The following is a 16,118-nucleotide window of genomic DNA, read 5'->3' as shown; positions in this document are numbered from 1 at the left end:
GATGAGAGTGCGTTCGCGCCTAGGGTGCAAGCATGGTCGCCAAGATTCCGATCTCAGTCGCTGTACTTGTGCGCGACGGTCTCGTGCTCCTGGTGCATCGCCACCCATCGCGTCGGTGGTATCCCGACTGCTGGGACCTCGTCGGCGGGCATGTCGAGTCGGGCGAGTTGCCTCATCAAGCCGTCAGTCGGGAATGCCTCGAAGAACTCGGTGTCCACGTCCACGACCCCGTACCCATCCCGATGACGGTCAGTGACCCCACCCTCGACATGCACGCGTTCCTCGTCACGCGCTGGGACGGAGAACCTGTCAACGCCGCACCCGAGGAGCACGACGATCTTCGCTGGGTCCGGCCCAGCGATCTCGCAGACTTGACGATGGCCCACCCGGCCAGCCTGTCGAGCCTCCTGAGCGCCGTCCAGGTCGCGGCCGATTAGCCGCTACGAACCCTCCGCTCATCGGCATGCCGGTGCGCCTCGCCCAACCCGGACGCGGGCGGTCGTTGCCGAAGGCAAGGTTCGCCATGTCGGCATCTGCGAGGCGTCGGCCGCGACCATCCGCCGAGCCCACGCCGTACATCCGCTCGCTGCGGTGCAGTCGGAGTACTCGCTGTTCGCCCGCGACCCGGAGACCAATGGCGTACTCGACACGTGCCGTGAGCTGGGCATCGGGTTCGTACCGTACTCCCCGCTCGGCCGCGGATTCCTCAGCGGCGAGATCACCAGCGTCGACGACCTCGCACGCGACGACGTACGACTGACACTGCCGTGGTTCTCCCCCGCCAACATCGCCCACAACGTTCGCGTCGTACAGACCTTGCGACGGCTTGCCGAAGCGAAAGGAGCCAGCACCAGTCAGTTGGCCCTCGCATGGGTGATCGCGCAAGACACATCAACACCGCGAGCCCCCACGGCATCACAGCCGGCGCCCGCAACACACTCCCCCAAAGCCTCGCCACCACCGGTCGATAGCGGAGACCTCAGCGGCTGCCAGTGCTCACGACTGCGAGCATCTCCTGGACTGCACCCTGCGGGTCGGTGATCGGGGCTTGCACGTGCCGTACGACGCCATCGTGGTCGATGAGGATCGTGACGCGCTTGAGCCATTCGCCGCCGCTGGCACGGAACACCGGCAACCTCAACGCGGTTGCCGCGCGGCCGTCTTGGTCCGAGGCGAGCAGGTAGGGCAGCTTCGCGTGAGCTGCGAAGGCCGCCTGTTGGTCGGGCCGCTGGCTGCTCACACCGATCACCTGAGCGCCTGCGGCCACGAATTCGTCGTGGGCCTTGGCGAAGGACAGGCACTCCAACGTACAGCCGCGAGCGCCCGGGATATCGCCCCATCCTGGCGGATAGCCGTTCGCGTGTGGCGGCCAAGCCGCCGGGAAGAAGAACAACACCGTCGGCCGGTCGCCTGGCAGCACCACGGGTCCCCCATCGTGACCAACCAGTTCCAGAGACGGCAGCCGGGTGCCGACAAGTCGCTCGAGGCGCTGAACCTCGAGGCTCGCCGGTGCGGCGCTGGCCGAACCGTCGCCCATCACATACCGCGTGCCGAAGTCCTGCAGCGCGAGCAGCACCGGCAGCAGTCCTTCACCCATCGACGTCAAGACGTAGTCGTATCGCGGCGGCCGATCTGAGTACGCGCGCCGCTGCAGAATCCCCTGCTCCACCAGGCGGGCCAGCTTCTCCGCGAGCGCGCGTCGGCTGATACCGAGCTCGCGTTGCAGGGCGTCGAACCGGGTCACCCCAGCGGCGGTTTCCCGGACCACCAGCAACGTCTGCCAATCGCCGACCACGCCCAGTGCCTGCGCGATACCGCAGTCGGTCTCGGCAAGATCCTCGTGGCGCACGGAGTCAGCTCCTGGGAATCGGCGTGGCGTCGACCGCCATCATCGCATAGGGTTCCAATTCGGAACCCACTCAGACAGGGGGCAGGATGAGGCGCGACGCCGGGGCGTTCTGGAACTACTGGGGCGCGAGCACGCTCAGCAGCACGGGCACGGCGGTGACCGCCGTCGCGCTGCCGCTGACCGCGGTCACGGTGCTCGACGCGACGCCGTTCCAGCTCGGCCTGGTCGCGGCCGCGTCGTACCTCGCCTGGGCCCTGATCGGCCTGCCCGCCGGGGTCATCACCCAGCGGCTCCCCCTCCGTCGTACGCAGATCGCCTGCGACCTCGTCCGGGCCCTCGCGATCGCGTCGGTTCCCGTCGTGTGGTGGCTCGGCTACCTCTCCATCGGTCAACTCGTCGCGACCGCCCTGGTCATCAACTTCGCCGAGGTCCTGTTCTTCGCCGCCAGTTCGACGTTCATGGTTTCGGTGGTTCCGAAGGACGAGCTCAACGCACGCAACAGCCTGATGTCGGGCACCCACGCGGTGACACAGCTGGGTGGACCGTCCCTGGGCGGTTTGCTCGTCCAGCTGATGGGCGCGGTGCCGGCGTTGTTCGTCGACGCCGTGTCGTACGTCGCGTCCGCCGTGCTGCTTCGGCGGCTCCCTGAACGCAATCCGGTGGACTCTGGCGAAGCGCGTACGAGTATGCGGGCCATGATCGCCGACGGATGGCGGTTCGTGTCCCGCCATCCGGTGATGGCTCCCGCGACCTGGTGGGCCTGCGTCGTCAACTTCGTATGCGGCGCGCAGCTGGCGCTGTTCGCCGTCTACCTGGTGCGGAATCTCGAAGCCCCGCCCGGAGTGGTGGGACTCCTGCTGGCAACCGAAGGCGTGGGCGCGCTGGTTTTCGCGTCACTTACTCCGTGGCTGGTCCGGCGGATCGGCTCGGCGCGGGTACTGCTCGCCGAAGGGGTGCTTGGCGCCGTGGCGGCCACGATCATCCCGTGGGGGCACGGTTTGACCGGCTGGATCTTGTTTGCCGTCGGCAACTGCCTGTTCGCCGGGTCGGTCGTGCCGGGCAGCGTAGTGACTCGCACCTACCGCCAGGTGGCCAGCCCGCCGGAACTGTTGTCGCGGGTGATGGCGACCGTACGGTTCGTGTCCTGGGGGTTGATCCCGGCCGGTGGGTTGGCCGCCGGCGGGCTGGCGGAGGTGATCGGCGTACGGACGACACTGCTGCTCACTGCGCCCTTGATGTTGCTCGGGCCACTGCTGGTTTGGGCCAGCCCGATTCGCCACCTGCGGAATCTCGAGGACTACGAGACCGAGCCGGCAGCGTCGGGCCATACAGTTGCCCAGGGCAACTAGCGCGGCCGTCAAGCCCGGCGAGCTCAGGTGGGGCGCTGGTCCGGCCAGGTGATGGCGCTCTCGTCGATCGGGTCGCCGAGCCTGGTGACGGCGTCGGGGTGGAGGATGCGCTGGTCCTTCAGCCGGGCCGCGACGATGCGCGCCACCTCGATGGCGCCATGGGCACGGAAGTGGGTGTTGTCGATGATCCCTTCCGGGTAGTTGGGGTTCTCCCCCGGGGCCAGCCAGAGGAAGTGATCCTTGGTCCGCTCCGGTCCCAGCTCCTGCCACTGGTTCATGCTGAGCGCGGACAGGTCGATGACGGCGACGTTCAAGGTCTCACCGAGTTTCTTCATGGCTGCCGGATATTCGCCATGGCTCGGTACGGCGGTGTCGCCCGAGAAGCGTCGGCGCTCTACCGACGTCACCAGCACCGGTGTCGCGCCGTGGGCCCGCGCGGTCTCGACGTACTGCGTCAGATAGTCCTGGTAGGTGGTGTACGGATCGGTTCCCCGAGCGGGATCGGTGATCTTCTCGTCGTTGTGGCCGAAGGAGATGAGCAGATAATCGCCCGGCCGGATCTTGGACGCGATGCGGGACAGGCCGCCGAGGGCGATGAAGCTCTTGGAACTGGCACCAGCGATCGCCTCGTCGTCGACGCGTACGTCGTGGTTGAGGAAGAGCGGAAGAGCTTGCCCCCATCCGGTGCGGGGCGCCTCGGCCGCCGCGTAGATCGAGGCGGTCGAGTCACCCGCGACGAAGACCGTGAACGGTCGTTCGCTGTCCGGGCGGGCCGACTGTGCCGAAGCTGGGCCGGCGGCGGCGACAACGAGCATCGCCGAGGTGAGCACGATCGGGACCCATCGCCTCACCGCGTTACGTTGGAATCGCATGTCGAATCCTTTCCGTCGATGGCGCCCGTCGGTTGACGCGGGCGGTACCACGAGCCGGACCCGAGCGGTCCGGCGACACAGGCTCCGGGAGCCGAACTCCCGGAGCCTGCCGCGAAACGTCAACTACGCCAGGGCGCCCAGCCGTCGGTGCCGTTCAGGTAGGCCGCGGGCGTATGCGCCTTGGCCTCCGTCCCTTTGAGCTGGGGCCGACCGTCGACGGGCTCGTCGCCCACCGCCCCTGGGCCGGTGTTGGCGTGCTCGAAGAACTCCGCATCCCGCCAGGAGTAGCCACTCATGTCGGTCCAGGCCGGTGTGCCGATATGGGCACCGAGCCAGGATTCACGGACCACCACGGCGGGGTCGACCAATGGGTCGCTGCTCGGGTGCCAGGGCCGGCCCAAGAACACCGTGCCCGGAGCCGCCTCGGAGACGAAGCGGCATTCGGTGAACAGGAACCCGCGCCGCCCCTCGGGGGTTGAGGCAGCCGTGACGTAGCCGTTGACCCTGGAGCCGCGGTCGACCGAGTTGATGGTCGACCGGTCGAACACCGCGGTGGCGCGACCGTAGACGAAGTCCACATCGCCCTCGATGAAGGAGTGGCGGACGTAGACCCGGGAGATCACATCCTTTCTCGGTGTGTCGGCGAGATAGGTGTCCTGGTTGCCCAGCAGCCGGACATTGTCGAGCATGGTGCGATCGCCGGTCGTTCGCAGGGCCAGCGCCTGGCTCGATCCGTTCGCCTTCTCGTCGTAGGCGTTGAGGATCGTCAGGTCCTCGAACCGCACGTTCGCCGCGAGGCTCCCGAGGGTGGCGGAAAGATTCGCGCCGTACGTCCCGCCGTAGAACTTCGCTCCGCCGGCCGGCAGGTCGTACTGGAGGATCGCATCGGCCGGGTTTCCGCTCTCGCCCCGGATCGTGACACCGTCCGCGTCCGGCCAGAGCCGTACGATCTCCCGGTAGTTGCCTGGCGCAACGAGCACCGTGACCGGGTGGTTCGCCCGTGCGGCCGCGCCGACCGCGGCACTGATGCTTGCCGTGTCACCCGAGCCGTCGAGCGCCACGCGCACCTGATCGCCGACCACTTCATCGGTGGCCATCGTTCCCGCGTGAGCCATCACCAGGCCGGCCACGCCATCCACGGGATCAGCGTTGTAGGCGTAGAAGGAGGCGGGGTCGAAGGTCGGGCCGGTGTTGTCGCGACGCCCGTGCGTTCCGGTGAACCGGTTGCCGCGGGAGTGCAGCTTCGAAGCCGGATCCTTGACGACGATCGGGTCCTCCGCGTTCGCGTACACGCTGTTCTCGACGACCAGCCGCGACGCTCCCCGCGACATCGTCCCGTACTGGCCGATGCCGTCGAGGTAGTTGTTGTAGAGATGGCCCGCGGCCACGTTGTCGATGCTCGCGTTGCGCTGGTAGGTGTTGGTGATCCAGTTGTGGTGCAACGTGATCGTGGTGACGACGTTGCTCGTCCAGCCGACGCCGATCGCCTTGTTGTGGTCCCGGAACACGTTCCACGACAGGGTTACGGCGGTCGAGTCCTTCCGTACGTCGACCAGCCCGTCGCCCAACCGGGCGAACTCGTTGTGGTCGATCCAGACGTGGCTGGACGTGTCGACCCGGATGCCGTCGTTGTCGTTGTCGGGCCGCTTACCGTCCCAGTCGCCCGGGATATAGGAATCCCGGAACACCAGGTTGCGGATGATGACGTTGTCCACACGGTCAACGAACAGGCCGCCTCCGACCAGGGCAGCGTTACGTCCGATGCCCGCGATCGTCTTGTCAGCGGCGACCTTGATCATGGAGCCCCATGGCTGCACGGCGATCTCTCCGCTGACCAGGATCGTCAGCGGCTCCGGGCTGACGGCCGCGCGGGCCAACTCTGCCGCCGTGGTGACGGTGACCGTCCGGCCGCCGGTGCCTCCAGTCGTCCCGCGGGGGTGCTCGGCGTCTGCCGTTGAGGCGAATCCAGTTGCCAGCGGCGACCACACTGGGCCGTCGGTACTCGTGGTCGAGGGAGCGCCCATCGATGTGAGCAGCGCGGCGGCGGCCACGTTCGGATCGGTCGGGTCCGCTCCGGCACTCAGCCGGCCTGCTCCTGCCCACGATTCAACCGCCTGCCGCGCGAGATCCGCGGGCTGGATGACGCCGTGCGGGCCGGCCGTACCTGCGACGACGCCGGACAGCGGCGCCTCGGGGTGGGCAGCGTTGTAGGCGGCGAGCACGTCGGTCTCGCGGCCGTTCACCCAGGTCCCAACCGCATCGATGCCGGTGCCGCCCCAGCCGTGGATGATGTCGGCCGCCTCGACGCCTGCCGCGAGCTCGAACGTGTTCTGCCGGGCGATGATGCTCGACTCGACACCGACGCCCCACGAGTACTCATAGTGGGCCGGGTCGGTCACCCGGTAGAGGTTGTCGTAAACGTGCGCTTGGCCGAACCGCAGCCGGGGCGCGCGCTGGACCAGGTCCACGAATTCGTTGTGGTGCAGGGTGACGCGGATTTTGCCGCGGTCGGCGGTGACCGTGTCGCCGTTGCCCCACAGCATGGACTTGTCGTGGCCGGCCAGCCGGCTCCACGAGATCGTGACCAGGTCGGCCTGGCGCACCACGTCCAGCAGGCCGTCGTGCCGCAGGAAGCGCTGTCCGAAGTACTCCGGCTGCTCCGCGTCGACGGTCTCCCCGTCGTCCAGCGTCAGGTGGTCGAGCCACACGTGCGTCGACCCGCTCACCACCAGGTTGTCGTACTCCGTCTTCCAGGTCTCGCCGTTCCAGCCGGGGAAGCAGTCGTACGCGTCGGAGATCCGCAGGTTCCGGATGATGACGTTGCTGACCTTCTCCACGTCCACCTGCAGCCCGGTCAGGCTGACCTGTCCGGCACCGATGAGAGTCGTGTTGGACCCGACCCTGATCTTCACCTGTTGGCCCTGGGCGGCTGCCGAAGCCTTGCGGGCGAGCTCCATCGGACCTGAGGCCGGACCGGACCAGTGCGCCGGGTCGAAGGCCTGAAGGTAGTTCTCCAGCGTGTATCCGTCACGCTGATAGTCGACGCAACTGATCGCAGTGCCGTCGGCCCGCCGGCGTGCGTCGATGTCGCCGATGACGCGGACGATCTTGGGTACGTCTCCCTGCACCGCGGCGGCGAGCTCGTCGCGGGTGTCGACGTCGATGACGTTGCCGGGCGCCGCGTCCGCGCCGCCCGTCGTACCGCCGTCGGCTGAAGCCCAGCCGTCTCCAGGCGCGAGCCTTTGGCGATCGAAGTCGGGCGTCACGGCCGCAGCGGACTGACCTGGATCGGCCGCCGCGAGCTGCGGTGAGGGGGTCGCGAGCACGCTGACCAGAGCCACTGCGGCGCAGGCGACGAGGAACGAACGGGCCTTGGGGCGGATTGGCGGGGTCGGCTCAGCTGATGTGAAGTACATCCTTCGCCTTTCTGATGGGCGGTGGGCTCAACCGTCGGGGACAGCCTTCGTCCACTGCTGGGGAACCGGTTTCTCAGAGGCTAATGGCGCACTCGCTGTTCGGCAAGGTCTCGCCAGCCAGCGAAGGGAATTCTCACCACGATCGGGTGAGGGACCGGTTTCTGACCAACCGGGGTTCGGCGATTTCAGCCGGCGGTACGACGTGCCGAATCCACCCGGGCCACGGCGAGTGCCGCCAGGTCGGAGGCATCCGCCTGACTGAGCCGTCGATCCACGACGAGCGCGACCAACGAGGTGTCGAAGGTCTCGCCTGGCGCCAGCACTCGCGCCGAGTCCCACGCCAGCGAGGGACCGGCGCCGACGTAGTCCGACAACCGGACGAACCACGGCAGCGGCTCCTCGGCATCCTGGACCAGTACGACCGACGTCCACGTGTCGCCGTACAGGGCACTGACCACCAACCACGGCGACTTCGAGCCGTGCGCGTCCGACTCGCCGGTGCCGTCGACGGTGAGGAGCTCGGTGCGTTCAGCAAAGGGGAAGCGCCAGAAGATGCCGCCGTACCCGGCTCCTGGGCGGCCGTTGACGGCCGGGCTCGCGATCGTCGCGCCGGACGGCGCCGTCAGCGCGCTGTGCCAGCCCAACGCCCAGGCCTCCGCTTCGGCGATGAGCACACCGGTGAGTCGGCGTTCCTCGAGCAGTTGCTGGCGATCGTTCTGATCGGCCCAGATGATCCGGTCGACCAGCCCGGCTGTCCCCTCCACGGTCAGTCGCGTGCTGATCTGCCGCCCATGGTTCGACAGCAGGGTCGGGCCCTGCCCGGGCAAGAACGTACGGCCACCCCAGTACGTCGTTCCATCCACGTCCGCCACTGTCAGGGACAGCCCGTACTGGTGTCGATGGTCCACCGGGCTCGTCAGGGTCAACGCTCGGCCGGACAGCGAGTGGACCGGGTGCAAGTGCGGCCTCGGGCTGTGGACCCGCGGCATGGCCGCGCCGCTCACGTAGTGCGTCAGAGGTACGTCGAGGCCTTCGAACACGGCACCGTCATCCTCGAGCTTCCACTCGGCGGTGAGCCCGTTGTCCAGATTGCGGTGAATCAGGCCGGCTGTGCCGGACGAAGGCGCGCCGAGGCGCCGGGCCGGGGGCACTGGTCCGGTGCTCGAGCGCACCACCAAAGAAGGCTCGATGACCTCGACCTCACCCGGCTCGACGCCCGCCGTTTCGATGCTCGCGATCAATCGTGCCCAGGCGCGCCGGCCGACCTCGGCCTGTGGCACCACCGCGGTCGTCAGCGACGGCGTGGCGAAACGCGCCAGTTCGATGTCGTCGAAGCCCGTCACCGAGATGTCCCCAGGCACCGCGACACCAGTCTCGTTCAGCCTGGCGAGCAGGCCGAAAGCCACCAGATCGTTGAACGCCACGACCGCGGTGGCGCGGGATTCCAGCACCTGGTCAGCCACCCGGTAACCGGCATCCACCGTCGAGCCACCCGCGATGGTTCGCACCCGCAGGAACGGATGCCGGGTCCGGGCTTCCTCCAGGGCTTTGGCCCGCACGTGGTGGGACGCGGCACTCGGCGGCCCGGCGACGTACGCCAGATCCTGGTGACCGTTCTCCACCAGATGATCCACCAGCAGGCCTATCCCCATGGCGTAGTCAACCGTCAGGGCCGGCACCCCCTCGACCAGCCGGTTCAACAACACGGCCGGCTTCACCTGCGGCAGGAGAGCGAGCAACTCCTCCTCGGGCATCCTCGGAGCGGCAAGGATCACCGCGTCACAACGAAGACGTGCCTCCAGCGCCACCTCGGCCTCCCGGGCCGGGTTCTCCACCGTCTCAGCGACGAGGATGCGATATCCCATCTCGTCGGCCGCCGCCATGGCGCCGCGCAGGAGTTGCTGGAACATCGGGTTGCCCAGGTCGGGAACCACCAGGGCAACGGTATTGGTACGGCCCAGGGAAAGGCCGCGGGCCAGCTTGCTCGGCCGGTACCGCAGTTGGTCGGCGGCGGCGTGGACACGGGCCGCGATCTCGGGTGCGACGTTCGCCTGGCCGTTCATCACCCGGGAAACCGTGGAACGCGAGACCTGCGCGGCCCTTGCGACCTCGCCGATGGTCGTGCCGCTCTTGAGTTGCCGTGCCATCTAGACCCTGCCCTCCCCTGATCCCATGCCCACGCGAACCGCGTGGAACGTGGCGTAGCCTCCCACGACCTCTGCCGCAGTATCGTCTCCCGCCATCAGGCTGACCGTGCGGATCCCGCCCGGCGTGCCGAGCGGGGCAGCCGCGAACAGTCCGACGTCCGCACCGATCCAGCGTCCCGCCTGGGCGGTGAACGAAGACGGAACCTGCTGCCATTCCACGCCTCCGGAAAGACGCCAGGCAAACGTCACCACCCCTCGCGCGTCGCACCGGGCCCGCAACTCGACCTCGTCGTCATCCTCCGGCAAGGCCGCCTGGGCCAACGTCTGCTCCCCCGGACCGTCGATCGATCGCCGGCAGAGCACGTGGAATCCGCCCGGCGTCCGCATCAGACCGATCCACGCGTACGCCGCACCGAGAACCACCAGTCCGGCCCTCGCTCCGTCCGGCGCAGGGCCGAGTCGCGCGGACGTGACCCATTCCGAAGGCTGACCGGGCAGCGGCTGACCCAGTACGTGACCGAGCCGGCGTAGATCACCGAGGTCGTCAGGGACCAGGCGAAGGCGCAGCGTCCCGTCTCCTGGAAGGACGTGCCAGTTGGGCTCGGGATTCGCCTGCCAATGCCACTGCAGCCCTAGCTCGGTGGACTCGAAGGCGTCGCTACGGACGGGCTCCCGCTGTTCAGCCGGTGGCGAGGCCAACGCCGGGCGGACGTGGTGTAGCACCGGTTCTCCGGTCGTCGCTCCCGGCGGCGCCGCGCCGATGACCGGCCAGCCGTCCGCGTCCCACGTCATCGGCTGAAGGTGGACCACCCGGCCGAACACCCCACGGTCCTGGAAGTGCAGGAACCAGTGTTCGCCTTCAGGCGTGTCGATCCACGCCCCTTGATGGGGCCCGTTCACCGGGGTGCTGCCCTGCGCGAGCACCACCCGGTGCTCGTAGGGACCGTAGACCTCCCGCGACCGGAACACCGATTGCCATCCGGTAGCCACTCCCCCCGCGGGTGCGAAGATCCAGTACCACCCGTCGCGGCGGTAGAACTTGGGACCTTCCAAGGTTCGGCAGCCGGGAATCTCGTCCCCGTCGACGACAGTGTGCGGCGTACTCACGACGGCTTGGAGGTCCTCGGTCACCTCGACCACGCTGAGGCGGTTCATGTGACCGCTGCGGCTGTGAGCCCATCCGAACACCAGGTACGCCAGGCCGTCGTCGTCCCACAGCGGGCAAGGATCGATGAGACCGGTCCCCGCCATCAGCAGCAGCGGCTCGCTCCACGGTCCCCGCGGATCAGGCGCGGTGAGGACGTAGATGCCGTGGTCTGGATCCGGGTACGTCAGGTGGAACAGGCCGCGGTGATGACGGATGCTCGGCGCCCAGACCCCACTGCCGTGCCGCGGGATGCGGTAGTGCTCGACGGGCGGAACCTGCGGTAGCGCCCGCGCCACGATCTCCCAGCTGACCAGGTCGGTCGAGTGCAGGATCGGCAGTCCCGGGGCCCGGTTGAAGCTCGACGCCACCAGGTAGTAGTCGTCGCCGACGCGCACGGCGTCCGGGTCGGGCCAGTCCGCGTCGAGCACCGGATTCACGTAGCCGCTCATCGCATCCTCTCGCCTCATATCCCCGATCCTAACCTATAGGAAACCGGTTCCCGAGCTGTTATGGTCCGATTTCGTAAACCGGTTTCTCACCGGAGTCATGACAAAGAACGTCATCGTAGAGAGAAGGCGGACCATGAACCAGCGACGTGTCAGCGGTCTCGCCGCTGTGGCGGCGGCAATGGCCATCGGTCTCGGCGCCTGCGCCGGCCCGGGCGGTACCAGCGAGGCACAGCCCGGAACGGACGATTGGGGTGGTCCCACGGGCACGATCGAGTTCTGGGACACCAATGCCAACCCGCGGCTCACCGCGGAATGGGAAAAGCTCATCGCCAAGTTCGAGGACGCGAATCCCGACATCAAGGTCAAGTACGTCGGGCTGCCCAACTCGTCGTACCTGCAGAAGGTGAACAACGCGCTCGCGACCGGCGAGGTCCCCGATGTGCTGCTGATCGGCAACGACGTCGCCAACCTGATCGCCCAGAAGGCGCTGGCGCCGCTGGACGACGCGTTCAAGCAGGCTGGGCTGGAGGCGAAGATCGACCCGAAGATGGTCGAGAACGAGCGCCGGAACTCCGCCGACAAGGTGCTGTTCAAGCTCCCGCTGAGCGCCCTGTCGGACGTGATCTGGTACCGGACGGACTGGCTCAAGAAGGCCGGACTGAAGGAACCGGCCAGTTATGAGGAGTTCTTCGCCACCGCGAAGACGCTCACGAAGCCGGAGTCGAACCAGTTCGGCTTCGCGTTCCGTGGCGGCCCCGGTGCGATGCCGCCGATGTTCGCCATGACGTACGGCATGTCCGGGATCGGCGAGTTCATGACCAAGGACGGCAAGGCGACTCTGGACGCGCCGGAGAACGTCGCGGCCTTCAAGAAGTACATCTCCCTCTACGGCACGGTGAGCGCGAAGGCCGACCTGTCCAACGACTACGCGAAGATCGTCGCCGCGTTCGACGGTGGCTCGGCCTGGGCCACCCATCACAACCTCGGCTCCTACCAGGACCACCTCAAAGCCCTCGGCGGCGAGAACGTGGCCGGCGTGCAGCCGTTCCCCAACGCGGACGGCGTCGTCACCGCGACCTCGCCTGCCGTGTCGGGTCTCGGGGTCCTTGCCAAGAGCAAGCACAAGGCCGCGGCCTGGAAGTTCGCCGAGTTCGTGAGTACCGACGGCAACTCCCAATGGGCGGAGACCGTGGGCCAGGTGCCGGCGTCGCTTGAGGCGCAGAAGGCTCCGTGGATCTCGAAGGCTCAACCGCTGACGGAGATCGTCAAGGTGGCCGAGAACCCGAAGACGCAGTACATCCAGCTGCCCACCTACCTGCCCGACTGGGGATCGATCCTGAAGACCGAGATGGAGCCCGACTTCCAGTCCGTCCTGCAAGGCAAGCTGGGCGCGGAGGCCTTCCTGAGCAAGTACGCCGACCGGTTCGAAAAGGCGCAAGCCGAGTACGTCGAGCACGCGGGGAAGTAGCCGCGTCGCCATGCGGTCACCTGGCGAGCGTGTCGGTGAGGAAGGCCGCCGCCAGGTCCTGCATGGCCCGGTCGAACCGGTGCGGCCCGGGCAGCATGACACCGCGGTACGAACCGACGGCGCCCTCGAAGTGGCGGCGCAAGAGCGCGTCCGCATCCGCCATTCCCTGCGGAGGGAACAGTTCGTCATCCTCGGCATACAGGACGAGCTGGTGATGGCGTCGACGAGCGGCCGCCAGGTCCGGCCATTCTCTGTCCCGGCCGATCCCCGGCGTGGCGAGCAACCAGGAGTGCGCATCCAGGTAAGCCGGATACAGGGCCGCGAACGTGCTCATCATGCAGACCACCACGCTCGCCGAGACCTCCGGGGCGAGCGCCGCCAGGTGAACGGCTCGGCCTCCCCCACCGGAGAAGCCGACGACGCCCAGGCGCCGACGGTCCACGCCGGGCGTCGCGGCGAGAACCGATAGGGCGGTCAAGTCGTCGTAGGCGACCGCGCCTGCGAAGGAGGTACCCATCACGCCGGCGTACTTCGCCACCGTCGCCTCGTGCTCCGCCGCCGCAACGTCGTACACCTCATCCGGGCCTGGAGTCTGCCCGGTGTGCGACCACTGGGATCGGTAAGCCGCCATCGTGGTGCGCAGCCGCCAAGATGGCGGATCGAGCCGGAAGCCGCGTGATCCCCAGCCGAAGGCGTCGTGAGCCAGTACGGCGAAACCCTCGCGGGCCAGGCCATCCGCTAGCGCCTGTCCCTCGTAGCAGGCCGTACGGAGCCTCAGCGCACCCGGAGAAGGCGTCCTCGTCGTCACCAGTCGTTCCGCCCCTACGTGCTTGACGCCCGCGTGGCAGTGCAAGGCGAGTACACCCGGCAGTGGTCGGTCATCCGCGTGCTCGGGGCGTACGAGCCAGGCGCGGGTCGGTGGACCGAAGGCGGTCTGCCACGACAGCTCGGTGGTCACCAGGCCGTCATGGCGCCACCGGTCGACCTCGACCGGTGGCACCTCTGCCGGGGCGAGCACGCCAAGCGCCGTGGCCACGTCCGTGGTGACAGCGTCCCCGGCAAGGACTGGGCCGGCGCGCCAGACAGCGGGCCAGTCCTCGTACCCGCCGATCGCCGACGGGCGCCGCGACGCGCTCAGCCTTTCACCCCGCCGGCCGACAGCCCTTGAACCAGGAAGCGCTGCACGTAGGCGAAGACCAGAACCACCGGTACCACGGCGACGACGCCGCCGGCCGCGAGTGCCCCGAAGTCGACGCTGTACTCGCCGAGCATATAGCTGAGGCCGACCGGGATCGTGAACTGGTCCTGGGAGTTGAGGAACATCAGCGCGAACAGGAAGTTGTTCCAGGAGGAGATGAAGGCGAACGAGCTGATGGCCACCACACCAGGACGCAGAAGCGGCAGCACCGTCATCCGGAAGCCGCTGAACCTTCCGCAGCCGTCGACCCAGGATGCCTCTTCGAGCTCGATCGGGATGTTCCTGATGAAGCCCGCCATCAGGATGATCGACAGCGGCAGGTGGAAGACGGCATCGGCCACGACGATGCTCCACAGCGTGTTGATCAGATGAGTGGTCCGGAAGATGTCGAAGAGCGGGATCAGCATCATCGCGCCCGGTACGAACTGCGTGCACAGCATCAGCACCATGCATGCGTTCTTGCCACGGAAGCGGAAGCGGGCCAGGGCATAGCCGCCGGCCAGGGCGATCACGGTCGTCAGCAGCACCGTCAGCACCGCGATGATCACCGAGTTCTTGAAGAACACGCCGAACCCGGCACCGTTCCAGACAGTGTCGAAGTGCTCGAAGGTGAGCGGCCACGGCACGAGCGCGGTGGATCCGGTCTCGCGAAAGGCGAAGAGCAGGATCCAGTAGAACGGGATCAGGGTGAACAACAGGTACGCCGCCAACGGCAGGTAGATCGCCCATCGCGGCGCCCGTCGTGCCGCGGCGCTGCCCGTCGGCCGACGACCGGGCCGACGACCGGGCCGACGCGGACCAGCCGCCACCGTCTCCGTCGCGTCCTGCTCGGGGCCGGTCACCGCGGTCGCGCTGGTCATCTGGTCGTCGTTCCTCTCGGCGGTTCTTGCAACGGGAGTCATGCGGTCTCCTTCCCCGCGCGGGCGAGCCACAGGTAGGTGACGGAGCACACAGCGAGGATCACGAACGCCGACATGGTCAGCGCCGAGCCGTAGCCGAATTCCTTGGCGTCCACCGCCTTGCGGGCGACGTACAGCGGAAGGGTCATGGTGGCGTTGCCCGGTCCGCCGCCGGTCAGGGTGTAGAGCAGGTCGACGTTGTTGAACTCCCACACGGCCCGGAGCAGCGTGGACAAGATGATGGCGGCGCGCAGGTGTGGCAGCGTGATCGACCAGAACCGGCGGAACCGACCGGCGCCGTCGACCTCGGCGGCCTCGTACAGATCGCCGGAAATGGATTGCAGGTCGGCGAGGATGAGGATCGCGAAGAAGGGGACGCCACGCCAGAGCTCGGCCAGTACGGCGGCCCAGAAAGCCGTGCCCGGCTCGGTCAGCAGACTCGTGCCGTACGACCCCACGCCGGCGTCCGCGAGATAGCGTCCGAAGCCGGTCGTCGGGTTGTAGATGAGCAGCCAGATGGTGGTGGTCAGCACGCCGCTGACCGCCCAGGGCGAGAACACCATCGCCCTGGAAATGGCACGCCCGACGAAGGTCTCGTTGATCACCAGAGCCAGCGCCAGACCGAAGACCAGCTGCAGCGACACCTCCACCACGACCCACTGGGCGGTGAAGCGCAAGGACTGCCAGAACAGGTCGTCGCGCAACATCGTCGCGTAGTTCTCGAGCCCGATGAATCCGTTGTCCCACGGCTTGGTGACGTTGTACTTGTACAGGCTGTAGTAGACGACGCTGCCGATCGGATAGATCAAGAAGACCGCGAGGAGTATGCCCGCCGGGGCCAGCAGCAGGTACGGCGTCCACCGCTCCCGTGGGCGGTTCCGCTTCTGCCGCTGCTGCCGCTTCCGCCGCGGCGCATTGGCCGCCGGCGGCGCAGCGGTACTGAGCACGGTCATGAATTCTCCACTCTCGCCGGGAACGGGGAACCGGTTTCCCGTTAGTGAAACGTACTGGGCAGATGGCGTCAACATCTGACCGAATACAAAGATCGTGGCCGCCGTTCGGTCGGGGAACCGGTTCCCAGATGACGTAGGGGGCTCGTCTGCTTCGACTGCGGCGATCGCGGCTAGTTGCTCTGAAGCTCCGGCGTCCAACTCGGCTCCACCGAAATCGAGCCAGTCGGCGAACAGCCATACTCCGTACCAGCACACCGGTGATACACCCCGGCTCCGCAGGAGCTCGCTGAGTTCGAAGCGTCGCCCCTCCACCGCGGACGTCCAGCACCGTGGCCGGTTGTACCGGCAGATGCTTGAGCAGACGCTGGTGC

At 67.7% G+C, this 16,118-nt stretch carries 12 protein-coding genes; 4 read left to right on the top strand and 8 right to left on the bottom strand.

The window, feature by feature from the left end:
• Positions 1-32 precede the first annotated feature (32 nt).
• Positions 33-437, top strand: coding sequence for an NUDIX domain-containing protein (locus OG394_RS04715; protein WP_328993632.1), 405 nt, complete (start codon positions 33-35; stop codon positions 435-437).
• Positions 433-1,041 carry an aldo/keto reductase gene (locus OG394_RS04710; RefSeq protein WP_328996798.1) on the top strand — a complete coding sequence of 203 codons (609 nt, stop codon included), beginning with the start codon at positions 433-435 and terminating at the stop codon, positions 1,039-1,041. Before OG394_RS04715 ends, OG394_RS04710 begins: the two co-directional genes overlap by 5 nt.
• On the opposite strand, the gene OG394_RS04705 is transcribed toward OG394_RS04710, so the two are convergent.
• On the bottom strand, positions 980-1,849 hold the full coding sequence (locus OG394_RS04705; protein ID WP_328993631.1) for a redoxin domain-containing protein: 870 nt from the start codon (positions 1,847-1,849) through the stop codon (positions 980-982). The two genes, OG394_RS04710 and OG394_RS04705, sit on opposite strands and share 62 nt — an antisense overlap.
• Before the next feature lie 86 nt (positions 1,850-1,935).
• Here OG394_RS04705 and OG394_RS04700 point away from each other — a divergent pair, with 86 nt between their 5' ends.
• Positions 1,936-3,198: an MFS transporter gene (locus OG394_RS04700; protein ID WP_328993630.1), complete on the top strand. Its 1,263-nt coding sequence runs from the start codon at positions 1,936-1,938 to the stop codon at positions 3,196-3,198.
• Between the two features lie 23 nt (positions 3,199-3,221).
• On the opposite strand, the gene OG394_RS04695 is transcribed toward OG394_RS04700, so the two are convergent.
• The 4 genes from OG394_RS04695 to OG394_RS04680 form a co-directional block, all read right to left on the bottom strand.
• Positions 3,222-4,070: a rhamnogalacturonan acetylesterase gene (locus OG394_RS04695; RefSeq protein ID WP_328993629.1), complete on the bottom strand. Its 849-nt coding sequence runs from the start codon at positions 4,068-4,070 to the stop codon at positions 3,222-3,224.
• Between the two features lie 119 nt (positions 4,071-4,189).
• Positions 4,190-7,486 (bottom strand): pectinesterase family protein, encoded by a 3,297-nt coding sequence (locus tag OG394_RS04690; RefSeq protein ID WP_328993628.1) that lies wholly within the window; start codon positions 7,484-7,486, stop codon positions 4,190-4,192.
• A 185-nt stretch (positions 7,487-7,671) separates the two neighbouring features.
• Positions 7,672-9,633, bottom strand: coding sequence for a DUF6807 family protein (locus OG394_RS04685; protein WP_328993627.1), 1,962 nt, complete (start codon positions 9,631-9,633; stop codon positions 7,672-7,674).
• Positions 9,634-11,247 (bottom strand): glycoside hydrolase family 43 protein, encoded by a 1,614-nt coding sequence (locus OG394_RS04680; protein WP_328993626.1) that lies wholly within the window; start codon positions 11,245-11,247, stop codon positions 9,634-9,636.
• Between the two features lie 115 nt (positions 11,248-11,362).
• Here OG394_RS04680 and OG394_RS04675 point away from each other — a divergent pair, with 115 nt between their 5' ends.
• On the top strand, positions 11,363-12,697 hold the full coding sequence (locus OG394_RS04675) for an ABC transporter substrate-binding protein (RefSeq protein WP_328993624.1): 1,335 nt from the start codon (positions 11,363-11,365) through the stop codon (positions 12,695-12,697).
• Positions 12,698-12,713: 16 nt separating this feature from the next.
• Here the strand turns inward: OG394_RS04675 and OG394_RS04670 are convergent, their stop codons facing one another.
• From OG394_RS04670 to OG394_RS04660, 3 genes are all read right to left on the bottom strand, one after another.
• On the bottom strand, positions 12,714-13,733 hold the full coding sequence (locus OG394_RS04670) for a dienelactone hydrolase family protein (protein WP_328993621.1): 1,020 nt from the start codon (positions 13,731-13,733) through the stop codon (positions 12,714-12,716).
• 98 nt (positions 13,734-13,831) lie between these two features.
• Positions 13,832-14,797 carry a carbohydrate ABC transporter permease gene (locus tag OG394_RS04665; protein ID WP_328993620.1) on the bottom strand — a complete coding sequence of 322 codons (966 nt, stop codon included), beginning with the start codon at positions 14,795-14,797 and terminating at the stop codon, positions 13,832-13,834.
• Entirely contained in the window at positions 14,794-15,747 is a 954-nt protein-coding gene (locus tag OG394_RS04660; protein ID WP_328993619.1) for a carbohydrate ABC transporter permease, read from the bottom strand. The genes OG394_RS04665 and OG394_RS04660 overlap by 4 nt, the downstream gene beginning before the upstream one ends.
• Positions 15,748-16,118: the final 371 nt, after the last annotated feature.

The sequence above is a fragment of the Kribbella sp. NBC_01245 genome, from assembly GCF_036226525.1.
Classification (GTDB): domain Bacteria; phylum Actinomycetota; class Actinomycetes; order Propionibacteriales; family Kribbellaceae; genus Kribbella.
This window is presented reverse-complemented; position numbering and strand designations above follow the sequence as displayed.

What these genes read in the sequence shown, in the direction of transcription:
- OG394_RS04715 (WP_328993632.1), top strand. Translation starts at nt 33, where the DNA reads ATGGTCGCCAAGATTCCGATCTCAGTCGCTGTACTTGTGCGCGACGGT.
- OG394_RS04700 (WP_328993630.1), top strand. Translation starts at nt 1,936, where the DNA reads ATGAGGCGCGACGCCGGGGCGTTCTGGAACTACTGGGGCGCGAGCACG.
- OG394_RS04695 (WP_328993629.1), bottom strand. Translation starts at nt 4,070, where the DNA reads ATGCGATTCCAACGTAACGCGGTGAGGCGATGGGTCCCGATCGTGCTC.
- OG394_RS04690 (WP_328993628.1), bottom strand. Translation starts at nt 7,486, where the DNA reads ATGTACTTCACATCAGCTGAGCCGACCCCGCCAATCCGCCCCAAGGCC.
- OG394_RS04685 (WP_328993627.1), bottom strand. Translation starts at nt 9,633, where the DNA reads ATGGCACGGCAACTCAAGAGCGGCACGACCATCGGCGAGGTCGCAAGG.
- OG394_RS04680 (WP_328993626.1), bottom strand. Translation starts at nt 11,247, where the DNA reads ATGAGGCGAGAGGATGCGATGAGCGGCTACGTGAATCCGGTGCTCGAC.
- OG394_RS04675 (WP_328993624.1), top strand. Translation starts at nt 11,363, where the DNA reads ATGAACCAGCGACGTGTCAGCGGTCTCGCCGCTGTGGCGGCGGCAATG.
- OG394_RS04665 (WP_328993620.1), bottom strand. Translation starts at nt 14,797, where the DNA reads ATGACTCCCGTTGCAAGAACCGCCGAGAGGAACGACGACCAGATGACC.
- OG394_RS04660 (WP_328993619.1), bottom strand. Translation starts at nt 15,747, where the DNA reads ATGACCGTGCTCAGTACCGCTGCGCCGCCGGCGGCCAATGCGCCGCGG.